17 protein-coding genes are annotated in these 24,991 nt (G+C 70.0%); 11 read left to right on the forward strand and 6 right to left on the reverse strand.

Translation table 11 applies throughout. From position 1 onward, the window contains the following. Positions 1 to 274: 274 nt before the first annotated feature. The 3 genes from ABD172_RS00405 to ABD172_RS00415 form a co-directional block, all read right to left on the reverse strand. On the reverse strand, positions 275 to 973 hold the full coding sequence (locus ABD172_RS00405; RefSeq protein WP_344305917.1) for a VOC family protein: 699 nt from the start codon (positions 971 to 973) through the stop codon (positions 275 to 277). Positions 974 to 1,022: 49 nt separating this feature from the next. Beyond that, positions 1,023 to 1,718, reverse strand: a complete 696-nt coding sequence (locus ABD172_RS00410; protein WP_344305918.1) for a VOC family protein — start codon at positions 1,716 to 1,718, stop codon at positions 1,023 to 1,025. A 112-nt stretch (positions 1,719 to 1,830) separates the two neighbouring features. Continuing rightward, positions 1,831 to 5,529, reverse strand: a complete 3,699-nt coding sequence (locus ABD172_RS00415) for an efflux RND transporter permease subunit (RefSeq protein WP_344305919.1) — start codon at positions 5,527 to 5,529, stop codon at positions 1,831 to 1,833. Positions 5,530 to 6,102: 573 nt separating this feature from the next. Between ABD172_RS00415 and ABD172_RS00420 the strand changes: the two genes are divergently transcribed. The 7 genes from ABD172_RS00420 to ABD172_RS00450 all read left to right on the forward strand — a co-directional run bounded on the left by ABD172_RS00420 (position 6,103) and on the right by ABD172_RS00450 (position 15,120). Continuing rightward, positions 6,103 to 7,854, forward strand: a complete 1,752-nt coding sequence (locus ABD172_RS00420) for a TIGR04028 family ABC transporter substrate-binding protein (protein WP_344305920.1) — start codon at positions 6,103 to 6,105, stop codon at positions 7,852 to 7,854. Beyond that, the gene (locus ABD172_RS00425) at positions 7,851 to 8,951 is read left to right on the forward strand and encodes an ABC transporter permease (RefSeq protein ID WP_344305921.1); all 1,101 of its coding nucleotides are present in this window, start codon (positions 7,851 to 7,853) and stop codon (positions 8,949 to 8,951) included. Before ABD172_RS00420 ends, ABD172_RS00425 begins: the two co-directional genes overlap by 4 nt. Next, a complete protein-coding gene (locus tag ABD172_RS00430; RefSeq protein ID WP_344305922.1) occupies positions 8,948 to 9,838 on the forward strand; it encodes an ABC transporter permease in 891 nt (296 codons plus the stop codon). Before ABD172_RS00425 ends, ABD172_RS00430 begins: the two co-directional genes overlap by 4 nt. Then, on the forward strand, positions 9,835 to 11,712 hold the full coding sequence (locus ABD172_RS00435) for a dipeptide ABC transporter ATP-binding protein (protein WP_344305923.1): 1,878 nt from the start codon (positions 9,835 to 9,837) through the stop codon (positions 11,710 to 11,712). Before ABD172_RS00430 ends, ABD172_RS00435 begins: the two co-directional genes overlap by 4 nt. Before the next feature lie 23 nt (positions 11,713 to 11,735). Continuing rightward, entirely contained in the window at positions 11,736 to 12,821 is a 1,086-nt protein-coding gene (locus tag ABD172_RS00440; RefSeq protein ID WP_344305924.1) for a putative FMN-dependent luciferase-like monooxygenase, read from the forward strand. Between the two features lie 78 nt (positions 12,822 to 12,899). Next, on the forward strand, positions 12,900 to 14,216 hold the full coding sequence (locus ABD172_RS00445) for an alkylhydroperoxidase domain protein (protein ID WP_344305925.1): 1,317 nt from the start codon (positions 12,900 to 12,902) through the stop codon (positions 14,214 to 14,216). Positions 14,217 to 14,397: 181 nt separating this feature from the next. Then, on the forward strand, positions 14,398 to 15,120 hold the full coding sequence (locus ABD172_RS00450; protein WP_344305926.1) for an SDR family NAD(P)-dependent oxidoreductase: 723 nt from the start codon (positions 14,398 to 14,400) through the stop codon (positions 15,118 to 15,120). Positions 15,121 to 15,374: 254 nt separating this feature from the next. Here the strand turns inward: ABD172_RS00450 and ABD172_RS00455 are convergent, their stop codons facing one another. Both ABD172_RS00455 and ABD172_RS00460 read right to left on the reverse strand, forming a co-directional pair. Next, positions 15,375 to 16,805, reverse strand: coding sequence for an MFS transporter (locus ABD172_RS00455; RefSeq protein ID WP_344305927.1), 1,431 nt, complete (start codon positions 16,803 to 16,805; stop codon positions 15,375 to 15,377). Between the two features lie 881 nt (positions 16,806 to 17,686). Beyond that, positions 17,687 to 19,114 (reverse strand): DHA2 family efflux MFS transporter permease subunit, encoded by a 1,428-nt coding sequence (locus tag ABD172_RS00460; RefSeq protein ID WP_344306160.1) that lies wholly within the window; start codon positions 19,112 to 19,114, stop codon positions 17,687 to 17,689. A gap of 386 nt (positions 19,115 to 19,500) precedes the next feature. On the opposite strand from ABD172_RS00460, the gene ABD172_RS00465 reads away from it, so the two are divergent. The 4 genes from ABD172_RS00465 to ABD172_RS00480 all read left to right on the forward strand — a co-directional run bounded on the left by ABD172_RS00465 (position 19,501) and on the right by ABD172_RS00480 (position 23,301). Continuing rightward, on the forward strand, positions 19,501 to 20,484 hold the full coding sequence (locus ABD172_RS00465) for an aldo/keto reductase (RefSeq protein WP_344305928.1): 984 nt from the start codon (positions 19,501 to 19,503) through the stop codon (positions 20,482 to 20,484). 84 nt (positions 20,485 to 20,568) lie between these two features. After that, positions 20,569 to 21,015, forward strand: a complete 447-nt coding sequence (locus ABD172_RS00470) for a VOC family protein (RefSeq protein ID WP_344305929.1) — start codon at positions 20,569 to 20,571, stop codon at positions 21,013 to 21,015. 44 nt (positions 21,016 to 21,059) lie between these two features. Next, positions 21,060 to 21,956, forward strand: a complete 897-nt coding sequence (locus ABD172_RS00475; RefSeq protein ID WP_344305930.1) for a dihydrodipicolinate synthase family protein — start codon at positions 21,060 to 21,062, stop codon at positions 21,954 to 21,956. 10 nt (positions 21,957 to 21,966) lie between these two features. Next, a complete protein-coding gene (locus tag ABD172_RS00480) occupies positions 21,967 to 23,301 on the forward strand; it encodes an FAD-dependent oxidoreductase (RefSeq protein WP_344305932.1) in 1,335 nt (444 codons plus the stop codon). 22 nt (positions 23,302 to 23,323) lie between these two features. On the opposite strand, the gene ABD172_RS00485 is transcribed toward ABD172_RS00480, so the two are convergent. Then, positions 23,324 to 24,898: a SulP family inorganic anion transporter gene (locus tag ABD172_RS00485; RefSeq protein WP_425546628.1), complete on the reverse strand. Its 1,575-nt coding sequence runs from the start codon at positions 24,896 to 24,898 to the stop codon at positions 23,324 to 23,326. Positions 24,899 to 24,991: the final 93 nt, after the last annotated feature.

Genomic DNA, 24,991 nt, shown 5'->3' on the forward strand with positions numbered 1-24,991 from the left:
ACAAACAGCGCGTGAACGCCCGAGGTGTATACAGCCGGTAAAACGCCTGTTTCGTCCGAGATGGCGCATGTGTCCGGGAGGAAACGGGCGGGGTGGCTGAGGCGTGCGGAGCGCGGGGCACGGCCGGTGGCAGCGGTCGCGCGAGGCACGGCCACGACAGCACCACTTTGCCCTGTCGGCAGCCGGGTGAACCGCTGCCGTCAGGGCAAAGTCGTGCGTCTGTCACCGCAGCGGTCGGACAGGGACCTGGGGACCCGACGGCCGAGGCGCCGCGTCAGTCGCCGAAGCTCACGCTGCCGGCGGGACCGCTCAGGGTGGCGCGGATCCGGTACTCGGACCCCTCGACGACCTCCGTGTCGGCGGCGCCGAGCACCTCGAGAGCGGCCCGGGTGCCCGGGACGTCGGGGGTGACGACCTCGAAGGAGTCGAAACGGATGATCCCGATGTCCGTGAGCGCCGGGTGCGTCGAGTCCATCCAGTCGATGAGGAACGGCTGCGTCCCTCCGGCCGGCAGCGGGAAACGCTGGGTGAGACGCCATTCGAGGAGCTCGCCGTCCGGGGTCGTGCGCGACATTTCCGAGGCGAAGCCGTAGTCGACCCCCGCGGCCTCGGCGGCCGCAAGGCGCTCGTCGAAGCCCTCCGGGTGGATCGCCCACGTCCGAAGGGTCATCTCTGTGAGCTTGTCGACGTCGAAGGAGTACGGGGTTCCCTCGGGCAGCGTCTGCTCCAGGTCCGGCCCGATGATCTCGAGGTACGTGAGGGCCTTCGCGCCACCGCCGCCAACAGCATCACTGCCGTCACCGGTTTCCCAGCCGGCCGGTGCGAGCCCCACGAGGTAGTTCGCGGTGCCCTTCCCGGGGTGCCGGCCACCGGCGGTCGGCACGACGCCCGTGAGTTCCGTGAAGCGACGCACTCCCTCCTCGAGGTCCGGGACGGCGAGGACGAGGTGGTCGAAGGCGGCGGGAATGCTCATGGGGATCTCCTGACGACGAACGCGCACGGTGGGTCGGGGCCAGTATGGCTCAGGTGAGGACGGTGAACTCGCCGTTCGGGCTGCGGAACGTCGCCCGCAGTCCGTGGTGGTCCCCCTCGTGCACCGGCATCACCGCGGCACCGAGGGCCGCGAGCGCGGCCCGGGTGGCCTCCACGTCCGGGGCGAGTGCCTCGAAGTCGACGAGTTCGACGAGCGGGGCATCGACGAGGGCCGGGTGCGGCGAGTCGAGCCAGTCGATGAGGAAGGGCTGGACGCCGCCGAGGGCGAGAGGGGCACGGCGGGTGAGTCGCCATTCGAGGGTGCCGCCGTCGGGCGTCGCCCGGGACATGTCGTGGACCTCGCCGAGGTCGACCCCGGCGGCGCGCGCCGAGGCGACCGTGGCGTCGAAGTCCTCCGGGTGAACGGCCCACCGCTGCAGAGTCATCCCCGTGACACCCTGCAAACGGGAGGCCGCCGACGCCGGATCCTGCTCCGGGTCCGGCCCGATGATCTCGAGGTAGGTCAGAGCATCAGCACCCCACCCTACCGGGCGGATGCGCAGGAGTGCGTTCGCGGTCCCGAGGCCCGGGTGGGAACCGCCGGGCACCGCCTCGGCACCGGAGAGTTCCGCGAACTCCGCGATCCCGGCCGCGAGGTCCGGTACCGCGATGACGAGGTGGTCGAGGGTCGGCGCGAACGGCGAACCCGCGGGGATCTGCTCGGTGGGTGTCTGTGAGTGGGCCATGTGACACACGCTACCTGCGACACCTCCGCTCCGCCGCCGGATCCGCCCGGCCGTTCCACGACTTCGCCTCGCCGGCACCCGAATGATCCACTGCCGGCGGGGCAAACTCGTGCTACTGCGCGCCGACCTCGGCCACCGGCCGCTCCTGCTCGGCTTCCCGGCGTGCCTGCTTCGCCGCCCGCTTCTCCTCCCGACGGGCGGCGAGGGTCTCCTTCCGCCGTTCGACGAGTTCGTACAGCACCGGGACGACGACGAGCGTGAGGAGCGTCGACGAGGTGAGCCCGCCGATGACGACGATCGCGAGCGGTTGCGAGATGAACAGTCCACCGCCGGTGAGTCCGAAGGCCATCGGCAGGAGCGCGAACACCGTCGCCGCCGCAGTCATGAGGATCGGCCGCAGACGCAGGCGGGTGCCGTGGAGGAGCGCGTCCTCGAGCGGCAGCCCGTCGGCGCGCAGGTGGTTCACGAGGTCGATGAGGACGATCGCGTTCGTCACGACGATGCCGATGAGCATGAGCAGACCGATGAGGGCGGGGATGCCGAGCGGGATCCCCGTGACGACGAGGAGCACGACCGCTCCCGTCGCCGCGAGCGGGATCGACGCGAGCAGCACGAGCGGCTGCACGAACGACCGGAACGTCGCGATCATCACGAGGAGCACGAGGACGATCGCGAGGAGCATCGAGATCCCGAGCTGGGTGAAGGCCTCCTGCTGGGCCGCGCTCGCACCTCCCACGGAGAAGGTCACCCCGTCGGGCAGGTCCGTGTCCGCGATCAGCTGCTGGACTCCCACGGAGACGACGCCGAGCATCTGGTCCTCGGGCGTCGCGAGGACCGTCACCTGCCGGACACCGTCGTCCCGGTTGATCGCGGCCGGCACGTTCTCCTCCGTGACTTCGGCGATGTCGCCGACCGTGACCGCCTCGCCGGTGATGTCCGGGATCGCCTCGGACTGTTCCGTGAGGCGTTCCTGGGTCGCGCGGTCCTCCGCAGCCTTCTCCTGGGCGGCGTACAGGTCGTCGACCTGTTCGTCGGCGGCCTCCACCCCGTCCTCGGCGGCGGCGACGGCCTCCTCGAGCTGCGCGATCTGCTCGGCGGCCATCTGCGCGGGATCCGGAACCGCCGGGGCGGCACTCGGATTCTGCGCCTCCTCGAGGGCGGACCGGGCCTCGTCGAGCTGCTCGCGGGCCTGTTCCGCACCGTCCTCCGCGGCCTCGATCGCCTCCTGCTGCTGTTCCTCGGCCTCCGCCTGCGCCTCCTCGGAGATCGCGTCCTGTTCCTCGGTGATCGCGTCCTGCGCCTCCTCTTGCGCGTGCGCGGTCTGCACCTGGGTGACGGGCAGCGCGAGCGCGGCGATCTCCTCGACGCTCGGATTCGAGACCTCCGGGGCGATGACGATGTTCCGTTCCTTCCCCTCGAGCGTGAGGGTGCCGATCGGGGAACCGGCGAGCGACTGGGCGACGGCGGCCCCCACCTCGGCCTGGGAGTAGCCGACCTCGGCCGCAGCGGCCCGGTCGACGGCGATCCGCACAACGGGCTGGTCGGCGGAGAGGTCGTTCGTCGCGGACTGCACGCCCTCGAGCTCCGCGACCTTCTCCGTGAGGAGGTCCGCGGCCTCGGCGAGAGCGGCCGGATCGGTGCCCGCGATCGCGATCTCGACGTCCTGCTGTCCCGTGCCGAAGCCGGCGAGCACCTCACCGGCGTCCTCGAGCCCGTCGAGCGCGGTCTGCAGGCGCGCAGTCACCTCCGCGACGTCCGCGTCCTCAACGAGCGTGACGGTGAAGGAGTTCACGGCACTGCCGGAACCGGCACTCACGGAGGTGACGGTGGACTCGACGTCCGGATCCGCCGCGATGACCTCCTCGATGAGGGCGGCCTTGTCGCTGCTCGCCGCGAGCGAGGTGCCGACGGGCAGTTCCTGCGTCACGGACACGAGGTTCTGCCCGGTGTCACCGAGGAAATCGGTGCGCAGTCCGGTCGCGAGCACACCCGTGACGAGCACGAGCACCGCGGACACCCCGAGGGTCGCCCACGGGCGGCGCAGCGCCGCCCGGATCGGGGGCATGAAGGCCCGCTGGAGCCCGTCGACGGGGTCCGCGGACTCGCCGCCGGTGCCGGGACGCAGGGGCGCCTCGGCGGTGGCGGCCGGCAGCGGCGGAAGGCCCTTCGCCGCCCGCTTCGTGTTCTTCGCGTCGATCCGCGACTGGCGCCGGGCCCGGCGTCTCTCGGCGGCGGCCTCCTGGCGTTCGATGAACGCCCGGTCCTTCGCCTCGAGCTTCGCGAGCTTCTCCGGGCTCAGCGGCCGAGGCGCCTCACGGAGGAACCAGTAGCTCACCACCGGCACGATCGTGAGGGCCACGAGGAGCGAGGCGAGGAGCGCGAGGGTCACGGTGACGGCGAAGGGGCGGAAGAGTTCGCCGACCTCGCCGGCGACGAACGCGATCGGGAGGAACACCGCGACCGTCGTGAGGGTCGAGGACGTGATGGCCCCGGCGACCTGCCGCACCGAGGCGACGATGTCGTCCGCGGTGAGTGCGCGCGTGCCCTGGCGTCGGCGGATGTTCTCGATGACGACGATCGAGTCGTCGACCACGCGACCGACCGCGATCGTGAGCGCCCCGAGTGTGAGCATGTTGAGGGTGAGGCCGCCGAGCGACAGGCCGATGAGCGCGACGAGGAGCGAGAGCGGGATCGAGATCGCCGCGACGACCGTCGACCGGAACGACGCGAGGAAGAAGAGGATGACGAGGATCGCGAACACGAGGCCGAGTCCGCCCTCGACCGCGAGGTTGTGCACCGACTGTTCGATGAACGGCGCCTGATCGAGGAGGATCGTCGTCTCCACTCCGCCGCCGAGGTCCGCCTTCACCCGGTCGATCGCCTCCGTGACCCCGTGGGAGACGTCGACGACGTTCGCCTCGGAGTCCTTGAGGACGGACACCGTGAGCGCGTCCTGGCCGTTCGCGCGGGTGATCGACTGCGACTCGACCGGTGCGAGCGACACGTACGCCACATCCCCGAGGCGCACCGTCCCGTCGGCCGTCCGCAGCGGGACGTCCGCCACGTCCTCGACCGAGGACAGGGAGGAACCGACCTCGATCGCGAGGGTCCGCTCGTCGACCGTGGTCTGCCCGCCGGGAACGACGACGCCGGCGGCCTCGAGTTCCTGGGCGACCGCGGAGACTGTGACCTCGTGCTCCTCGACGTCGTCCGGCCGGAAGCTCAGGCGCACCTCCTCCTCGACGAGCCCGCCGACCTGGACGTCGGAGACTCCGGAGACCGCCTCGAGTTCGGGAACGAGCACGTTCTCCACCCGCTCACCGAGCGCGGCGGTGTCGGCGTCGTCACCGGAAGCCTCGTCGCCGGCGGCGCTGTCGGCGATCGCGAAGACGACGACGGGCACGTCGTCGAGAGAGCTGCCGTAGGTCTCGAGCATCGCGTCCGCCGGCAACTCCGCGCGCACCCCGTCGACGGCGGTGCGGACGGCCCCGAACATCTCGTCGTAGTCCTCCGCGAAGTCCCAGGACACCATCGCGGACACCGCGCCCGAGGTGGTCGTCGTCGACACCGTGTCGACGCCCGTGATCCCGTCGAGCGCGGTCTCCAGCGGTGTCGTGACGGTCTCCTCGACGATGTCCGGCGAGGCCCCCGGAAGCGCACCCTGGACGGACACCGAGGGATAAGTTGTGTCCGGGACGAGCTCCTGGTTGAGGTTCGTCGTCGCGATGACGCCGAAGAGAGCGACGATGCCGGCCATGAGGCCGACGAGAAGACGGTTGCGCAAGCTCGTCCGGGTGAGCCAGGAGGTCATGGGAGGTCCTCGGTTCGGTGAGGCGGGAGACCTCCCCAACCTAGCGGGCGCCTCGGGCCCGGGCCCGCGGTTCCGGGAGACCGTCGGGGAAACCCCACCCCATCGGACGGAGACCCCCTCCGTGTCCTGTTCCGTGTCCTTTTGTGACATCAAAAGAGTGCCCATGTCAGGACCGGTTTGTTCGGGGTGTGTGCAGGCGCCTATTCTCGATCCGTGATCACGACCATGACTTCGCTGCGGGGCTGGCGCCGACTGCACATCGATCTCATGCTCGTCACGACCGTGAGCTGTTGAGCTCCGCCACCGGTTCCGACGACGGAACCGACCCGCGGTCGTCCGACGGGCAGCCCCGTCGCATGCCCTCGACCGAGGCAGCCCGCACGTGCCGGCTGCCGGCAGCCCGCCTGCCCCACCCGCCGCAATTCACCTGATTGTTCGATCCGCGGAACGCGTCCCCGCCGTCGGCATTGCTTGGCTGTACCCGAACGCCCCTCACCGATCGTTCGTTCCGTACGCCGGCCGACTCACATCCACCCTCCGCGGATCCGTCCACAGAAGAGGAACACCACGCCCATGACGGCACATCGTGCCCACCACCCCGGGCTCCCGCAGCACCGGGACCGGACCCCCCGCCCCGCCCCCACCGCGTACGACGTCACCCGCCGCGGTGTCCTCGGCCTCGGGGCGACGATGGCAGGACTGTTCACCCTCGCGGCCTGCACCCCGGCGGACACCGAGGTGATCGACACCGCCGCGGGCCCCGTCACCGGTGGCGTCCTCACGTACTTCGAACCGCAGACGTGGACGATGCTCTACCCGCCGGGCGTGGGCTTCTACCCCAACGGCGGCATCATGAACAACATCTCCGACCGTCTCCTGTGGCAGGACCCGGAGACCCTCGAGCTCTACCCGTGGATCGCCGAGGACCTCCCGGAGATCAACGACGAGGCCACCGAGTTCACCTTCCGCATCCGGCAGGGCGTCACCTACTCCGACGGCAGCGTGCTCGACGCCGCGAACGTCGCGAAGAACTTCGACCTCTACGGCAAGGGCGATCCCGCCCGGGCCCTCACGGTGTCGGAGCAGATCGCGAACTACGACCGGGCCGAGGTGCTCGACGACTACACCGTCCGGTTCCACTTCACCGCGCCGTCCCTCGGCTTCGTCCAGGCGGTGTCGACGATGAACCAGGGCCTGCTCGCGAACTCGACGCTCGACCTCGACTCCGAGGGCTTCGGCCCCGGCAGCGCCACCAAGATCATCACCTCCGGTCCCTTCCACATCACGGACGAGGAGATCGGCACGAAGCTCTCGGTCCGCGTCCGCGAGGACTACGACTGGGCGCCGCCGCACCTCGAACACCAGGGTCGCGCGTACCTCGACGGCATCGACTACCTCGTCAACGGCGAGTACTCGGTGCGCGTTGGCGCTCTCGTGTCCGACCAGGTCGAGGGCCTGCGCGACCTCCAGGCACCGGACGAGAAGCGCATCGAGGAGTCCGGACTCCAGGTCTTCGCGAAGGCGACGAACGGCATCAACAACGGTATGAGCTTCCGCTTCCGCCACCGCTTCCTCCAGGACATCCGGGTGCGGAAGGCGCTCATCCGGGCGATCGACCGCCAGGAGATCGTCGACAAGCTCTTCACCCCGAACTTCCCGCTCGCGAAGGGCATCATCGGTTCCAACGCGTGGGGCTACGTCGACCTCGCGGAGTACTTCGTCTACGACCCGGAGGAGGCCGAACGGCTCCTCGACGAGGCCGGGTGGACCCGTCCCGCGGGATCGAACGCGCTCCGCACGAAGGACGGGCAGACCCTCCGGATCGGTGTGAACATCGCCCTCCCGCAACCGCGCTCGCGCGAGGTCCAGACGGTCGTCCAGCAGCACCTGCGCCGGGTCGGCATCGACTGGATCATCAACGAGGGCGACCAGTCCCAGCAGACGATCAACTCCCTCGACATCGACAAGGTGAACGTCTACCACTCGATGGTCGCGCGCGCGGACTACGACAACGTCCGCTCGAACTGGCACTCCGTCAACCGCAATGCGTTCCTCAACGCGGAGACGGACACCGGCACGGACATCGCTCCCCCGGACCCCGAGGTGGACCGCCTCCTCGACTTCATGGCGTCCCGCCCGACCGACGAGGAACGCAACGAGGCCGCGATCGAGTTCCAGCGGTACCTCGCGGAGAACGCGTACGTGCTGCCGCTCTTCGAGGAACCGCAGGTCTTCGCGTTCCGTCGTTCCGTGCAGGGCTTCGAGACCGAACCCGTGGGCCGCCCGGCCTTCTACAGCACCTGGCTGGCAGGAGAGAACGCATGAACCTCAAGTACGCAGCCCTCCGTGTGGGCCAGGCCGTCCTCGTCCTCTTCATCGCCTATACGATCACCTCCATCCTCCTGCAGATCCTGCCCGGTGACGGTGTCCTCGCCCGCTACGCGGATCCCGCCCTCGGCCTGCCGCCGGAGGAGATCGAACGGATCCGGAACGAGTACGGTGCCGACGCCCCCTGGTACACGCAGTACTGGCTGGCCCTCACGAACGCCCTGCAGGGCGACTTCGGCTATTCGGTGAACTCCGGTGCCGCGGTCTCCACGCTCGTCGCGGCCGCTCTGCCCTCGACCATCCAGCTCGCCACCTGCGGCTTCCTCGCCGCCATGGTCCTCGCGATCGTCGTGGCGGTCCTCGCGACCTACGGCGGTCAGGCGTGGATCCGCCGCATCTTCGACGCGGTGCCCTCGATCTTCATCTCGGTGCCGGTCTTCTGGCTCGGCATCATCTTCGTCCAGGTGTTCTCCTTCTCCTTCGGCTGGGTGAAGGTCGTCGAACCCGGACCGGTCGAGAGCCTCATCCTCCCGACCCTCACGGTCGCGGTGCCGCTCTCGGCACCGATCGCGCAGATCCTCATCCAGTCGATCACCGACGTCCGCGCCCAGCCGTTCGTCAAGGTCACGCAGGCGAAGGGCGCGACCGAGGGGTGGATCCTCGTGAACGCGGTGGCCCGCAACTCGCTGCTCCCGGCGCTCACGATCACCGGTCTCGTGTTCGGTGAACTCGTCGCCGGCGCCGTCGTCACGGAAACCGTCTACGGCCGCAACGGCATCGGCAACCTCACCGCGCAGGCGGTCGCGAACCGCGACAACCCGGTGCTCCTCGCCGTCGTCGTCCTCGCCACGGTCGGCTATGTGATCGTCAACCTCGTCGTCGACCTCCTCTACCCGGTCATCGACGTCCGCCTGCGCGGCGCGAAGAAGACGACCCCCGCCGAGGCACCCGCCGGCTCCCCGAGCACCGGCGCCTCGGGAGACCTCGTCACCGCCGGCACGCCGGCTTCCGGCACGACGGTCTCCGGTTCCACGGTCTCCGGAACCGGATCCGCCACCACACCGTCCGACACGACCGGGGAGGCAACCCGATGACGACCGTCCTCACCTCCGATCCCACGCGCCTGCACGCCCCCGGCGCCGGTCCGGCCACCGCGGGCCGCACCTCGGCCGCTCTCGCGGGCCTCCGCCGGATCTCCCCGCTCACGTGGGTCGCCATCGCGATCCTCGCGATCGCGGTCCTCATGGCGCTCGTGCCGACGCTCTTCACGAACGAGAACCCCAACGACGGCGGCCACACGTCGGCGCTCCTCGCCCCGAGCGCAGCACACTGGTTCGGCACCGACCAGACGGGCCGCGACGTGTTCGCGCGCGTCGTGTACGGCGCCTCGCAGTCGCTGCTCGCGGCCCTCGTGGCCGTCGGCGTCGGCCTCGTCGTCGGTTCGCTCATCGGGCTCGTCGCCGGCACCCGGCGCGGGTTCGTCGACGACGTCCTCATGCGTTTCGTCGACGTCCTCCTGTCGATCCCGGGCCTGCTCCTGAGCCTCACGATCGTCATCCTCCTCGGCTTCGGCACGATCAACGCCGCGATCGCCGTGGGTGTCACCTCGATCGCCCAGTTCGCGCGCCTCACCCGCTCCGAGGCCGTCCGGATCAACACCTCGGACTTCGTCGCCGCGGCCTACGGATCCGGGGGCAACTACTGGTCGGTGCTCGCCCGCCACGTCCTGCCGAACGGCCTCAACGCCGTCCTCGCACTCGCGGTCCTCCAGATCGGCTACGCGATCCTCCAGATCTCGACCCTCGGCTTCCTCGGCTACGGCACTCCGCCGCCGACCCCCGAATGGGGCCTCATCATCGCGGAGGGCCGCAACTTCGTTGCCACCGCGTGGTGGCTCACCGTGCTCCCCGGAGCCGTCGTCATGCTCGTCGTGCTCGCCACCCACCGGATCGGCAGCGCACTCAGGGAGTTGAACTCATGAACCTGCTCACGAAGCGCCGCTCCGCCGGCGCCACCTCCTCCACCGCCGAGGCGCCCCGCGGCTCGACCTCCCGTCCCACCGAGGCGAACACGGTCGGTGCACCGACCTCCGCCGGTGCCGGCACCGGTGCGGCCACTGCTGCCCTCCTGTCCGTCGAGGACCTCGCGATCTCCTACCGGTCGAAGGCCGGCAAGACGGTCGAGGCCGTCACCGGGGTGACGCTCGAGGTGCACCCGGGTCGGATGACCGCGGTCGTCGGCGAATCCGGGTCCGGCAAGTCCTCGACGGCGAGCGCCGTCATCGGTCTGCTCGCGAAGAACACGGTGATCCCGCGGGGTTCGCTCCGCCTCGGCGCGGTCGATCTCACGAAGGCGACGAACTCCGAGTGGCGGGCGATCCGCGGCGCCCGGATCGGCTACATCCCCCAGGACCCGGGGAACTCGCTCAACCCGCTCAAGACGATCGGCGCCTCGGTCGCGGAGTCGCTGCGGATCCACAAGCGGGCCGACAGGGCACAGGCACGCGCCCGGGTGATCGAACTGCTCGAACGTGTCGGCATCGACCGGCCGGAACTGCGCGTCGACCAGTACCCGCACGAGCTCTCCGGCGGTATGCGGCAGCGTGTCCTCATCGCCTCGGCGATCGCGCTCGAACCGGACGTCATCATCGCGGACGAGCCCACCTCGGCGCTCGACGTGACGGTGCAGAAGCGCATCCTCGACCTGCTCGACGATCTGCGCCGGGACGGGGCCGGCATCCTCTTCATCACGCACGACCTCGCGGTCGCGGCGGAACGCGCCGACGAACTCGTCGTCATGCAGGCGGGGAAGGTCGTCGAGCGCGGGACCGCGGCGCAGATCTTCGAGAACCCGGAGTCCGACTACACGAAGCGCCTGCTCGCGGACGCGCCCTCGCTCGTCGATCTCACGGCGCACGCGGCACCGGCCGGTGACACCGTCCCGGCGGGTGAGGCGAACGGAACCGCTGCGGCGCAGGGCACCGGCACCGCCACCGCCACCGCCACCGCCACCGCCACCGGCCGGACGATCCTCGAGGTCACCGACCTCACGCACGTGTACGACCGGGCGGCGAACGGGGATGTCATCGGGATCGAGAACATCTCCTTCGCGGTGACGGAGGGGACGACGCACGGGATCGTCGGGGAGTCCGGATCCGGCAAGTCGACACTCGGCAAGATTCTCACCGGATTCCTCGCACCGCAGTCGGGTGCGGCGGTGCTCTCCGGGGCGGGCGGCACCGGAAAGGGCAGCACCGGAAAGGGCAGCACCGGAAAGGGCGACGCAGGCTTCGACGCCGCACGCCTCGGCCGGGGCGAGCGCAAGCCCTTCCACCAGGCCGTCCAGCTCGTCCACCAGAACCCGTACTCGGCGCTCGATCCCATGCACTCGATCGGGTACACGCTCGCCGAGCCCCTGCGGAACTTCGGCATCGGGTCGAAGGCCGATCGCACCGGCCGGATCGTCGAGGCGCTCGACCGAGTGGCACTGCCGTCGGCGCTCCTCGACCGTCGTCCGCGCGAGCTCTCCGGCGGTCAGCTGCAGCGCGTGGCGATCGCCCGCGCGCTCATCATCGAGCCGCGCCTCGTCGTCCTCGACGAGGCGGTGTCCGCGCTCGACGTCACGGTGCAGGCGCAGATCCTCCGACTCCTCGACGACCTGCAGCGCGAGCTCGGGCTCACGTACCTCTTCATCTCCCACGACCTCGCGGTCGTGCGGCAGATCGCGGACACCGTGTCCGTGCTCTCGCGCGGCCACCAGGTCGAGGCGGGTCGCACCTCCGAGGTGTACGCCCACCCGCAGCAGGAGTACACGAAGCGTCTGCTCGCCGCGATCCCGAAGCCGCGCCTGGGCTGAGGCGCAGGAGGATCGGAAGACCCATGAGGATCGGCTTCTTCACGCGTCTGCTCGAGGACGCACCTGCGCCGGACCGGTACCGGTTCGCGCTCGACCAGATCGCCCGGGCGGAGGACCTCGGTTTCGACTCCGCGTGGGTCGCGCAGCACCACTTCAGCGGGGCCGAGGGCGGTCTGCCCTCCCCGCTCGTGTTCCTTTCGCACGCGGCGGCTCGCACCCGGTCGATCCGCCTCGGGACCGGCATCATCACCCTGCCGATGGAGAACCCGGTACGCCTCGCGGAGGACGCCGCGGTGCTCGATGTGCTCAGTGGTGGGCGCCTCGAGATCGGTGTCGGCTCGGGTGGGAATCCGCAGTCCTTCCCGGCGTTCGGGACGACCTTCGAGGAGCGGCACCCGCGGTTCGACGAGAACCTCCGGGTGCTCCGGACGCTGTTCGACGGACACGAGCTCGGGACCGGGCACCGCCTGTACCCGGCGGTGAGCGGTCCGACTGCTGCGGAGGCGGGTGGCACGTCCTCCTCCCCCGCGTCCGCGCTCTCCGCCCGCATCTGGCAGGCGACGTTCTCCGCACCCGGTGCCGAGAAGGCCGGGGCGGCAGGGGACGGGCTCATGCTCTCGCGCACGCAACCGCGCCCCGACGAGGTCGCCTCCGCCGAGGCACTGCGCTCCGGGGCACCCGGGTTCTCCCTCTCCGACATCCAGCAGCCCGTCGTCGACGCCTACACCCGGGCACTGCCCGCGGGGGCGACCCCGAGGATCCTCGCGTCCCGCACCGCCTTCGCGGTCGATCCGCGGGATCGTGCCGAGGTGCTGGGACGGACGGCGGCCGTGCTCCGGGGCGTGGCGCCTCGGCTGTTCGGATTCGAGGCGGACGAACTGTCCGACGAGGAGCTGCTCCTCGCCTCGGACACGTATTTCGGCACGCCGGACGAGATCCTCGAGCGGATGGCACAGGATGCGATCCTGGGGCAGGCGACCGAGGTGTCGTTCCAGGTGCATTCGGTGCCCGCGACGCACGAGGAGACGCTGCGGTCGCTCGAACTGCTCGGGACCGAGGTCGTCCCGGTGCTGCGCTCGGAGTTCACCGCGAGCCCCGTCGCGTCCTGACGGGTCGGAGCGCGGTGTTCCCGAAGCAATGCGTTCCGGCTCCACCCCCAGTTTCATCCCCAATGGAAGGACCACACCGTGACGCTCGAGACCCGGACCACTCCGGACGTCGACATCATCAATCTGCTCGCCGGGATCCAGCCGGGTGATGCACTCGATCAGTGGCGCGACCACCGGACCCAGGCGAAGGAGAACGCGCAGAAGAGCTTCGTCGCGCTGCTCGAACCGAGCGATCCGCGTGGGTTCTCGTACGGGGAGCGGTACGCGGTCGCGACGTTCGTCGCCGGTCTCATGAGCGACGGGGCGGCCCTCGAGTTCTACTTCGAGCTGCTCGGGGACGAGTACGAGGACGAGTCCGTGCCGGCGGCGGTGACCGCGGCCGTTGCGGCGGCGGCGAAGGAGGGGCCGTACGGGGCGTACGCGCCGGCGCCGCTCGCGCCCGAGTCCGTGGCGGGCCAGGAGTACCGCGTGCCGCAGGTCGCGGCGGAGGCGCTCGGCGGGAAGCTCGTCACCGCGTTCGAGTACACGCACATGCTCGTGCTCCACCCCCGTGATGCCTCGCCGGAACGACTGCAGCCGCTGTTCGACGGCGGGTGGGACGAGGACGGCATCGTGTCGCTCGCCCAGCTCGTGTCGTTCCTGTCGTTCCAGATCCGGGTCGCCGGGGCACTCTCGGTGCTCGGCGGGCGCTCGGACGGGGTGGTGCCGGACGGTGGGCCGAGCGCTGCCGGTGGTGAGGGCTCTGCGCAGGCCGGGGCGCCTCGGGCGGACATCCCTGCGGGCGCGGTGCGGGTCATCCGCTACCCGGACCTCGATCGGCCGGAGGTGTTCCGACAGGGCGGCCTCGACTGGGTGCCGTGGATCGCGCCGCCGGCCGAGGAGGAGCTCACGGAGCGCCAGGTCGAGTCGCTCGTGAAGAAGGAGCGCACGAAGAGTGCCTACTTCCGGCTGCTCGCCCGTGATCCCGATGCCCTCGAGGCACGCACGCTCACGGACCTCGACATCTTCTTCAACTTCACCGACGGGCTGCCCTCGGCCGAGCGCGAGCTCGCGGCGACCGTCGCGAGCCGGCTCAACGGCTGCCTGTACTGCGCGTCGATCCACTCGCGCCGGGCGAACCAGGAGTCGGAGGGCCGCGAGCAGGACATCGAGCGGCTGCTCGCCGAGGGTGTGGGCGCGGACCTCGGGTCCGAGCGGTGGAACGCCGTCGCCGAGGCGGCCGTTGCCGTCACGACGACCCCCGAGTCCTTCGGCCAGGCACACGTGGACCGGCTGCGGGCCGCCGGGCTGGGCGACGGCGAGATCATCGACGTCGTCAACGGGGCCGGCTTCTTCAACTGGGCGAACCGCCTCATGCTCTCCCTCGGCGAACCGACACCGTTCAAGCTGGGGTGAGTTCCGGGGTGCAGTGAGTGCTGCGGGCCGGTGAGGCACCACTTCTGATTCGAGGGACCGTCTCTGGGCACGCCCAGGGCCGGTCCCTCGTTCCTTTCCCGGTCTCCCGTCGTGCCGCCGGTACGACAGTGGGCGCTCGCCGAGGCTTCCCCGCGCCTCGGGTTTCCGGGAGAATCGGCACATGACCTGGGATGCGATCGAACAGTCCAACCTTCCCGTCGCCGTGGTGACCGGTGGCTCGAGCGGCATCGGCGCGAGGATCGTCCGGGACCTCGCGCGTGACCACAACGTCGTGGCGGTGGGCCGGGACGCGGAACGCCTCGCCGCGGTCGCGGCGGAGGTCGAGAAGGAGGCCGAGGCAGCGCACGCTTCCGGCGAGCCGTACGGCCGCGTCCTGCCGCACGTCGTCGACCTCATGGACCTCGAGGGCCTCGAGAACGCGTTCCGGAAGGTGCCGCGGGTCGATGTCCTCGTGCACTGCGCCGCGATCGCCGAACGCTTCACCGTGGAGACCGCGAAGCCCCGCGACTGGCAGCGTCACTTCGCGACGAACGCGATCGCCCCGGCGGAGATCACCCGGGTTCTCCTCCACCGCCTGCGGGACGCCGCGGGAACGGTCGTGTTCATCGGGTCGGGCGCCTCGCGCGTGGCGACTCCCGGGCACACGGTGTACGCGGCCTCGAAGCACGCGCTCCAGGTCGTCGCGGACGGACTCCGTCAGCAGGTGACGGCCGAGGGTGTGCGGGTGTCGACGGTGGCCCCCGGCCCCACGAACACCCCGATGTCGCCGGACGCCGACCGCTTCCGCCTCGAACCGGAGACGGTCGCCCGCTCGGTCCGGCACGTCGTCGACGCCCCGGCGGATGCCCAGATCACCGAGGTATGGGTCCGCCCGCGGTACTGAACGGCGGGGTGCCGCGCCAGCCTTGCGAGCCGGGGCAGCCTTGCGTGCCGGAGTGTGGCAACGGATTCACCCAGGGAAACCGAATGCGTTGCCTTCTCGCGAAACGCCAACCCATTCGGTCGTCCTCGTGGAATCCGTTGACTTTCCACTGTGACACCGATCGCGAGCCCCGTATCCGAATATCTAGTACCAGAGCTAGACATCCACATACTCCCCGATCGGCGCGTATGTTCCCCGGTCACGCCTCGGCCCCCTCAGTCCTCGACGGCCCGTGGCCGCGCCCGCCGCTTCCGATCGCTCGGTGTGAGCACCGCGATGACGACCATCGCCACCCCGCACACCGCCGCGGCCCAGAACACGGCGCCCGAGGACGCGATCACGGTGTCGACGTCCTGCGCGTCCCCGCCTCGGGAGAGGACGATCCCGTTCGCGATCGCCCCGAGGCCGGCCGCCACGAGCGACTGCCCGATCGCCCGCGAGAACATCACCGTTCCCGAGGCGACCCCGCGTTCGGCCCACTCGACGCTCGACTGCACCCGCACCAAGCTGGGCGCCGCGACGAACCCGAGCCCGAATCCCGTGACGAGGAGGAGGCCCCCGACGACCCACGGACTCGGCCATCCCGACAGGAACGCGATCGCGACACCCGCCACCGCGACGCACACGGTGCCGCACGTGATGGCGAAGGAGAAGCCGCGCCGCAGGTAGACGCGTCCGGACAGTGCCGCCGCGACCGGCCACCCGATCGTCATCGTCGCGAGCGCCAGGCCCGCCACCAGGGGTGATACCCCGAGACTGCCCTCGAGGTACGTCGGCACGTACGCGGTGTACCCGATCATGACGCCACCCATGACGAGGTTGAGAAGTGCGGTCCAGGCGACGACCGGCCGCGTGAAGATCCACAGCGGGATGACCGGTTCCGGCGCGCGTCGTTCGACGAGGACGAAGACCCCGAGCAGCACGAAGCCGCCGGCGAACACTCCGATCGACACCGTCGACATCCACGCCCACGCGACCCCGCCCTGGAGGATCCCGAGCATGAGGAGGGTGAGCGCTGCGGTGAGGAGCACCGCGCCTCCCCAGTCGATCCGCGAGTCCCGTTTCTCCACGGTCTCCCGGTAGTTCCGCACGAGGAGCCAGGCGGCGAGCAGGCACAGCGGCACGTTGAGGAAGAAGATCCACCGCCAGATCCCCAGCTCGGAGAACACGCCACCGACCGTCGGCCCCACGACCGAGGCGATCCCCCACATGCTCGCGACGTACCCCTGGACCCTCGCCCGCTCCTCGACCGAGTAGATGTCGCCGAGCATCGTCACCGTCATCGGCATGATGGCGCCCGCACCCACTCCCTGCAGCGCCCGGAAGACGATGAGCGAGGGCATGTTCCAGGCGAACCCGCACAGCAGCGAGGCGAGGAGGAACACCCCGATCCCCCACAGGAGGACGGGCTTGCGGCCGAGCTGGTCCGCGAGTTTCGCGTGCACCGGGGTGAGGACCGCCTGCGCGAGGACGAAGATCGAGAAGATCCACGGGAACGACTCGTACCCGCCGAGGTCGTCGACGATCGAGGGGACGGCGGTCGCGACGATCGTCGCCGTCATCGCCACGAGGCAGGTCGCGACCATGATCGCGAGGAGGATCGGACCGCGCTCGCTGCGCAGACCGACGTCGGAGAGGGAGGCCATGTCCTCATCCTCCGCCCACGGTGTTTCCCACCGTTTCCGTCCGCGCGGAGTGTCCCGTTCGGGACGGGGAACCAGCCGCGATGCCACACCCGCCGAGGTGCCTCACCGTCGAGGCGCCCCTCCTCCCCGGCACCGGCCCGCCCCAGGACAACGGCCGGGGAGGAACCCACGAACGACGAACAGGACGGGAGTACGGATGGCGCATCGGCGGACGGTGGCGATCGGAGAAAAGGCGTCGATACGGTTTTCTAGGTTGAGGACTAGAAACTGAGATACAACGGTCACGATTCGGCGCTCCTGCAGAGGCCCAGGACTCGCGCCACGAGTTCCGACTGCCGAGGTCGCGATTGCCGTCGAACCCTGACGCCGAGATCGCGATCGAATGCTGCGTTTCGCGATTTTCCAGCACTGAATCGCGACCTCAACGGGAGGATCACAGGGGATCGCGACCTCAACGCATGGAGCGCAGTGAATCGTGATCTCGACCTCGTGCTGGTGCCTCTCTCGAGGAGTTCGCGAGCACTCGATCGCACTCTCTAGCCCCAACCCGATACTGCCCCAGACACGCGATACACGGATCGACTGCCGAGATCTCGATTGCCGTCGGTGGCGGGGCGGCAATCCGCACTCGCATCCGCTACTGAGATCGCGATTGCCATCGGATCCCGACGCCGAGATCGCGATCGAATGCTGCGTTTCGCGATTTTCCAGCACTGAATCGCGACCTCAACGCAAGGACCGCAGGGAATCGCAACCTGAGCGAGAGGAACGTCCGGAATCGCAACCTCGGCGGACGCTTATACAGCGGGAGCGGCCGCCACCTCTCGGTGACGGCCGCTCCCGCTGGACCGTATACGTACGGCCATCAAGACCCGACCGGCTCAGTGCCCGCCGTGGTGACCGCTCGCCTCGTCCTCCTCGGGCTTCTTCACGAAGAAGGCGAGGACGACCGGAACGAGGGCGATGCAGGCTGCGAGCGTGAACGCCGCCTGGGCACCGGGGCCACCGGCCGCAGCCGCGTCGAGCCCCTGCTGCTCACCCGCGTGCAGACGCGAGGAGTAGATGCCGATGAGCACTGCGGTACCGACTGCACCGAACACCTGCTGCAGCGTGTTGAGTGCCGCCGAACCGTGCGAGTACAGGTGCCGGTCGAGCGACCCGAGCGACGCCGAGAACAGCGGGGTGAACGACCCCGCGAGACCGAGCGACATGACGATCTGGGTGACGACGAGAAGCCAGACCGGGGTGTCGACCGAGGCGCGCGAGTACAGGAACATCGCGACAACGATCATGATCGAACCGGGCACGAGCAGCGTCTTCGGGCCGCGGGCGTCGTAGATCCGCCCCATGACCGGACCGAGCAGACCCATGAGGATCGAACCCGGGAGCAGCACGAGGCCCGCTTCCGTCGCCGGCAGTCCGAGGACGTTCTGCAGGAACAGCGGCAGGAGGGAGAAGGTGCCGAACATCGCCAGGGCGACGACCGCCATGATGGCGACCGCCACGACGAAGTTCTTCGAGGTGAAGACCCGCATGTCGAGGAGCGCATCGTTCTTCTTCTGCAGGCCGAGCTGACGCCACACGAAGAGCGCGAGGAACACGATTCCGCCGGCGATGAACGCCCAGGACAGTTCGCTCGAACCGGAGGACGACGCCGCCTCACCGCCGTGACCGCCGCCGAGCTGCGACAGCCCGAAGACGATGCCACCGAAGGCGAGCGCGGAGAGGACGATCGAGAGGACGTCGATGGGAGCGTGCGTGGTCTCGCCGAGGTTGGTCATCCACTTGATGCCGAGGGCGAGGGAGATGAGTGCGATCGGCAGGACGATGCCGAACAGCCACCGCCAACCGAGCGAGTCGAGCACGATCCCGGACATGGTCGGGCCGATCGCGGGTGCGAGGGAGATGACGAGGCCGACGCGGCCCATCATGGCGCCCCGGCGGTGCGGCGGGACGACGTTCATCATCGTCGTCATGAGCAGCGGCATCATGATGCCGGTACCGCCGGCCTGGACGATGCGACCGATGAGCAGGAGCGGGAAGCCGGGTGCCACGAGGCAGATGAGCGTTCCGAGCGAGAACGCACTCATCGCGGCGATGAACACCTGCCGGGTGGTGAACCGCTGCAGGAGGAAACCGGTCGTCGGGATGACGACGGCCATCGTGAGCATGAAGGCGCTCGTGAGCCACTGACCGAGCTCCGGCGGGATGCCGAGGGTCGCGTTGAGCTCGGGGATGGCGATCGCCATCGTGGTCTCGTTGAGGATGGCCACGAAGGCCGCCACGAGGAGCAGCCAGACGACCCGCATCGCGGCAGGGTCGATGGTGTCGGAATGCGCGTTCTGCGGACGCGACGATTGGGTTTCAGCAGTCGTCAAGGAAGGCTCCGTGCCACTGGTGGTGATCCGCCCCGGGCCAGAGGTGGGACGTGCGTCCGATGACCTCGCGGTCCCACTCACGTCGTACACGTGGGTGACCGTTCGGGTCGGGGTGTCGGACGCGCACCTCTCGCGGGCGGCAATCCAGCTTAACCGAAGCACAGCGCGGACGATTCCGGCCCTGTGAGTGAAATCGCGCGGGTTCCGGCGGAATTCACGCCCTCGTCACACTCGGGGCCCGAAGGTGCCCGGGGCTTCTTCCGAGAAACGTGACCCACCCCTCCCCCGCGGCAGCACGGCGGACCATACTGGGACGCATGAAGCAGATCCGCCTGGGAAACAGTGGCCTCCGTATCTCCGAGATCGTCCTCGGCTGCATGAGCTTCGGCGTCCCCGACGCCGGCGCGCACGCGTGGTCGATGCCCGAGGACGAGAGCCGCCCCTTCATCCGGCAGGCGCTCGAGGCCGGCATCACGACCTTCGACACCGCGGACATCTACTCCGCCGGTACCTCCGAGGAGATCGTCGGCCGGGCCCTGCGCGACTTCACGACCCGCGACGAGGTCGTCATCGCGACGAAGGTGAACGGTCGGATGGGCCCCGGCCCCAATCAGGCGGGTCTGTCCCGCGCACACATCATGAGCGCGATCGACGACAGCCTCCGACGCCTCGGCACCGACTACGTCGACCTCTATCAGATCCACCGCTGGGACCCGCGGGTCCCGATCGAGGAGACGATGGAGGCCCTCCACGACGTCGTGAAGGCGGGCAAGGCGCGGTACATCGGCGCGAGCTCGATGTGGGCGTGGCAGTTCGCGAAAGCGCAGTACACCGCGGACCTGCACGGCTGGACCCGTTTCGTCTCCATGCAGGACCAGTACAACCTCCTCCAGCGCGAGGAGGAACGGGAGATGTTGCCCTTCTGCGCGGACGAGGGAGTCGGCGTCATCCCGTGGTCGCCGCTGGCCCGCGGCCTCCTCACCCGCGACTGGGACGAGACCACCGCCCGCACGCAGACCGACGAATTCGGGAAGACGCTCTACCGCGGGCCCGGCGAGATCGAGGCGAACCGGGCGATCGTGGAGGCCGTCGCCTCCGTCGCCGAGGCGCGGGGCGTCTCCCGCGCCCAGGTCGCCCTCGCCTGGGTGCGGCAGCAGAGCGCCGTCACGGCGCCGATCGTCGGCGCGACGAAACCCCACCACATCGACGATGCGGTAGCTTCGACCGGGATCGAACTCACCGCGGAGGAGCTCTCCGCCCTCGAGTCCCCCTACACTCCTCGCCTACCCGAGGGATTCTGAACCCTCCGGGGCCCTTCGGGACAGTCCGACCCGTCTAACCCCCGACCCGTCGGATCTCCACCCACCCGTCCGGAAGGAACCGCCATGACCGCGACCGCCACCCCGTTCCTCATGTTCGAGGGCGCCGCCGAGGAGGCCATGACCTTCTACACCTCGCTCTTCGCGGACGGGGAGATCCTCTCGATCGAACGCCACACGAAGGAGTCCGCGGGCAACCTCGAGCCCGGCCAGGAGATCCCCGAGGGCATGAACGACGTCGCCGGCAAAGTGCTCCAGGGTGCCTTCCGCGTCGCCGGACAGCGCTTCTACGTCTCCGACAGCTTCGTCCAGCACGGCTTCACCTTCACCCCGTCGATCTCCGTCTTCGTCGAACTCGACGAGGAGGCCGAGGTCGACCGGATCGCGAACGCGCTCGCGGAGGGAGGCCAGTTCCTCATGCCGCTCGGCGACTACGGCTTCAGCTCCCGTTTCGCATGGGCACAGGACCGCTTCGGCATCACCTGGCAGGTGTCGCTCACCTCGGCCGCCTGACCCGTTCGCACTCCCCTCTCCCTCCCCGTCTCCGAAAGGTCCCCATGACCTCCTCACTCTTCACCGGCCTCAGCGCCTTCCCGCTCACTCCGTTCTCGGGCGAGCGGGTGGACCTGCCCGCGTTCTCCCGCCTCGTCGAACGCCTCGCCGCAGCGGGCGTCGATTCGATCGGGGCCCTCGGCTCGACGGGCTCGTACATGTACCTCTCCCGCGAGGAGCGGAAGCAGGTGGCTTCCGCGGCGGTCGCCGCCGCCGGCGACGTGCCCGTATTCGTGGGCGTCGGCACCCTGCGGACCTCCTGGACGCTCGAGGCGACGGAGGATGCGCAGGCGGCGGGCGCCCAGGCGGTGCTCGTGGCGGTCCCGACCTACCAGGCGCTGCGCGACGACGAGGTGTTCGGACTCTTCGAGGCCGTGAGCGCGGCGTCCTCCGTGCCGGTCATCGTGTACGACAACCCGGGCACCACTCACGTCACGTACAGCGAGGACCTCTACGCCGCGATCACCGCCCTCCCGCAGGTCGCCTCCGTGAAGATCCCGCCGGCGGACCCGGATCCGGCAGCGGCCGAGGCCCGGATCGACCGTCTGCGGACGGTGTGCGCACCGGGAACGGCGATCGGCATCTCCGGCGATGCGCAGGGCGCGGCCGCGCTCACCGGCGGCGCGGACCTCTGGTACACCGCGGTCGGCGGCACCCTCCCGGAGCCGATGCTCACGATCACCCGCGCCGCACAGGCCGGCGAGCGCGACCGGGCACTCGTGCTCAGCGCAGGACTCCAGCCGCTGTGGGACCTGTGCGCGCGGTACGGCGGGAGCGCCCGGGTGAGCGCGGCGATCGCCGAGGAGCTCGGCCTCGTCGGCCCCGACTGCCTCCCGGCGCCCCTCAAACCCCTCCCCGACGAGGCGCGGACCGCGATCCGCGACTTCCTCGCCGGAGTCTGAGGGCCGCGTCGTGAGTGCCTCCGCCCGCGTCCCGGCCTCGGCGACGTGCGTGATCGCCGGTGGAGGCCCCGCCGGGATGATCGCGGGCCTCCTGCTGGCCCGCGCCGGGGTCGACGTCCTCGTCCTCGAGAAACACGCGGACTTCCTCCGCGATTTCCGCGGCGACACGATCCACCCGAGCTCTTTGCAGCTCCTCGCGGACCTCGGGCTCGCGGAGGAGTTCGCGCAGCTGCCCGCGAATCACGTGACCGGGGTCGAGTTCCCTTCCGAGGACGGCACGTCCGTGCGCCTCGTCGACTTCTCCCGTCTGCGACATCCGTACCCGTACATCGCGTTCGCCCCGCAGTGGGAGTTCCTCGACCTCCTCGCACGGGCGGGTGAGCGCGAACCCCGCTTCACGCTCCTCACCGAGGTGGAGGCGACCGGGCTCGTCCGGGGCGCGCCCGGGGGCGAGGACGCCTCGACCGGCGGGGCAACCGCCGGCACGATCGTCCCCGCCGATCAGGTCACCGGTATCACGTACCGCGACCACCGCACCGGTGGGACCGGCACGATCACCGCGCGCCTCACGATCGCCGCCGACGGCCGCACCTCGGTGCTCCGGGAGGACGCGGGTCTGCCGATGATCGACATCCCCGTCGGATTCGACGTGTGGTGGTTCCGGATCCCCGCCCGGAACGCGGACGGCACTCCGATCGAGGTCGGGGAGACGCTTCTTCCCCGCTCCTCCCCCGACGGTTCGCTCTTCATCCTCATCCCCCGCGGTGACTACGTGCAGGCGGGCATGCTCATCCCCAAGGGGTCCGACGCCGCGCGCCGGGCCGAGGGCATCGAGGTGTTGCGCTCACGCGTTGCCTCGGCGGTCCCGGACCTCGCGGGGGCACTCGACTCCCTCACCCTCGAGGACGTGAAGCTGCTGAACGTGGCCGCGAACCGGGCCCGCCGGTGGTGGGTGCGCGGTTTCCTCGCGATCGGGGACGCCGCCCACGCGATGTCCCCGGTGGGCGGGGTCGGCGTGAATCTCGCGGTGCAGGACGGGGCGGCGGCCGCGAACGCGCTTGCCGAACCCCTGCGCACCGGCACGGTCCGCGACTCCGACCTCGCCCGTCTGCAACGCCGCCGCATGGTGCCGACCGTGCTCACCCAGGCAGCGCAACGCGGTCCCGCCGCACTCATCTCCGAAGCCCTGTCCGCCGGCACGGGCCTCGCACTCCCCCGCCGGGTCGCCGAGGTGTTCCGGCGGGTCCCCGCGCTCTCCGCGGTCCCGGCATACCTCGTGGGTGTGGGTGTGCGGCCCGAACGGGTCCGCCCGGCACGCGCGCACCGGGCACGCACCCGCCGCTGACCGACGCTGACCGACGGGGACTTCAGCCGAGTTCGCCGCTGAGCCTCCCGTGGCGGGCGGCGGAGTCCTCGTTCAGACCGCGGATCTCCACGTCCACGCCGTGGCGGGCGTACTTCGTCTCGATCGCGTCGAGGGCCGCGACGGTGGACGCATCCCAGACATGTGCCTCGGTGAGGTCGATGACGACCCGACGCACCGCCTCGGCGTCCCCCGCGTAGTCGAACTGCGTGGCGAGGTCGTTCGAGGAGGCGAACAGCAGCTCCCCGGTGACCCGGTAGACGCGTTCGTCGTCGGCGTCCGAGGAGTCGACCCGTTCGAGGCGGGTGAGGTGCGCGACCCGTCCGACGAAGAGCACTGAGGCGACGAGGACACCTGCGATGACGCCGTACGCGAGGTTCTCGGTGACCACCGTGACGACGACGGTGAGGACCATGACGGCGGTCTCCGACACCGGCATGCGGCTCAGGGTCGAGGGGCGAACCGAGTGCCAGTCGAAGGTGCGGAACGCCGCGACGCCGAGCACCGCGACGAGGGCCGCCATCGGGATCATCCCGAGGATCTCCCCGAGCGACAGGCACAGCACGAGGATGAAGACACCGGAGAAGAACGTCGAGATCCGGGTGCGGGCCCCGCCCTCCTTCACGTTCACGACCGTCTGCGCGATCATCGCGCATCCACCCATGCCGCCGAACGCGCCGACGACGAGGTTCGACAAGCCGAGGCCCCAGGCCTCCCGGCGCTTGTTCGAGTGGGTGTCCGTGAGGTCGTCGACGAGCTTCGCGGTCATGAGGGACTCCATCATGCCGACGAGGGCCATCGCGAGGGCGACGGGGAAGACGATCCGGAGGGTCTCGAGGTTCAGGGGGACGTCGGGCAGGAAGAGTGTCGGCAGGGAGTCCGGAAGTCCGCCGTCACCCCCGACGGTCGGGACCGTGAGACCGGCGAACACGGAGATCACGGTGAGGAGGACGACCGCGACGAGCGGTCCGGGCACCACGGTCGTGAGCTTCGGGAGGAACACGACGACGAGGATGCCGAGGACGACGAGCGGGTACACCGCCCAGGGGACGTGGAGCACGTGTTCGAGCTGCGAGAGCGCGATGAGGATCGCGAGGGCGTTGACGAATCCGACCATGACGGAGCGGGGGATGAACCGCATGAGCCGGGTGATCCCGAGGACGCCCATGAGGACCTGGAGGATCGCCATGAGGAGGACTGCGACGACGAGGTAGTCGAGCCCCTTCTCCCCCTGGGAGACGACGAGCGGTGCGGACACGAGCGCCACGGATCCCGCAGCACCCGAGGCCATCGCCGGTCGACCGCCGAGGAAGGCGATCGAGATCGCGAGGATCGCCGAGGTGAAGAGCCCCATCGCGACGGGCACCTGCGCGACGATCGAGAACGCGATCGACTCCGGGATGAGGGCGAGCGCGGTGATGAGACCGGCGAGCACCTCGGTCGTGAGTCGGCGCGGGGAACGCAATGCCTTCCGGACGGACCACGAGGAGTCCGCCTCGGGCGGGCCGGTGACGGGACGGGAGGCGGAGGGCACGGGCTGTGGGCCCGGCGCGGAGGCCGCGGGCGTGGAATCTGGCACGCATGAAACCTACCGCGGGCTCCGCTCGTGCAGAACCCACGCTCTCGGGCCCGCGCCGGACTCCTCCGCACGACGGAGCGCCCGCCGGACGGG

It is taken from the genome of Brevibacterium samyangense (genome assembly GCF_039529845.1).
Classification (GTDB): Bacteria; Actinomycetota; Actinomycetes; order Actinomycetales; family Brevibacteriaceae; genus Brevibacterium; species Brevibacterium samyangense.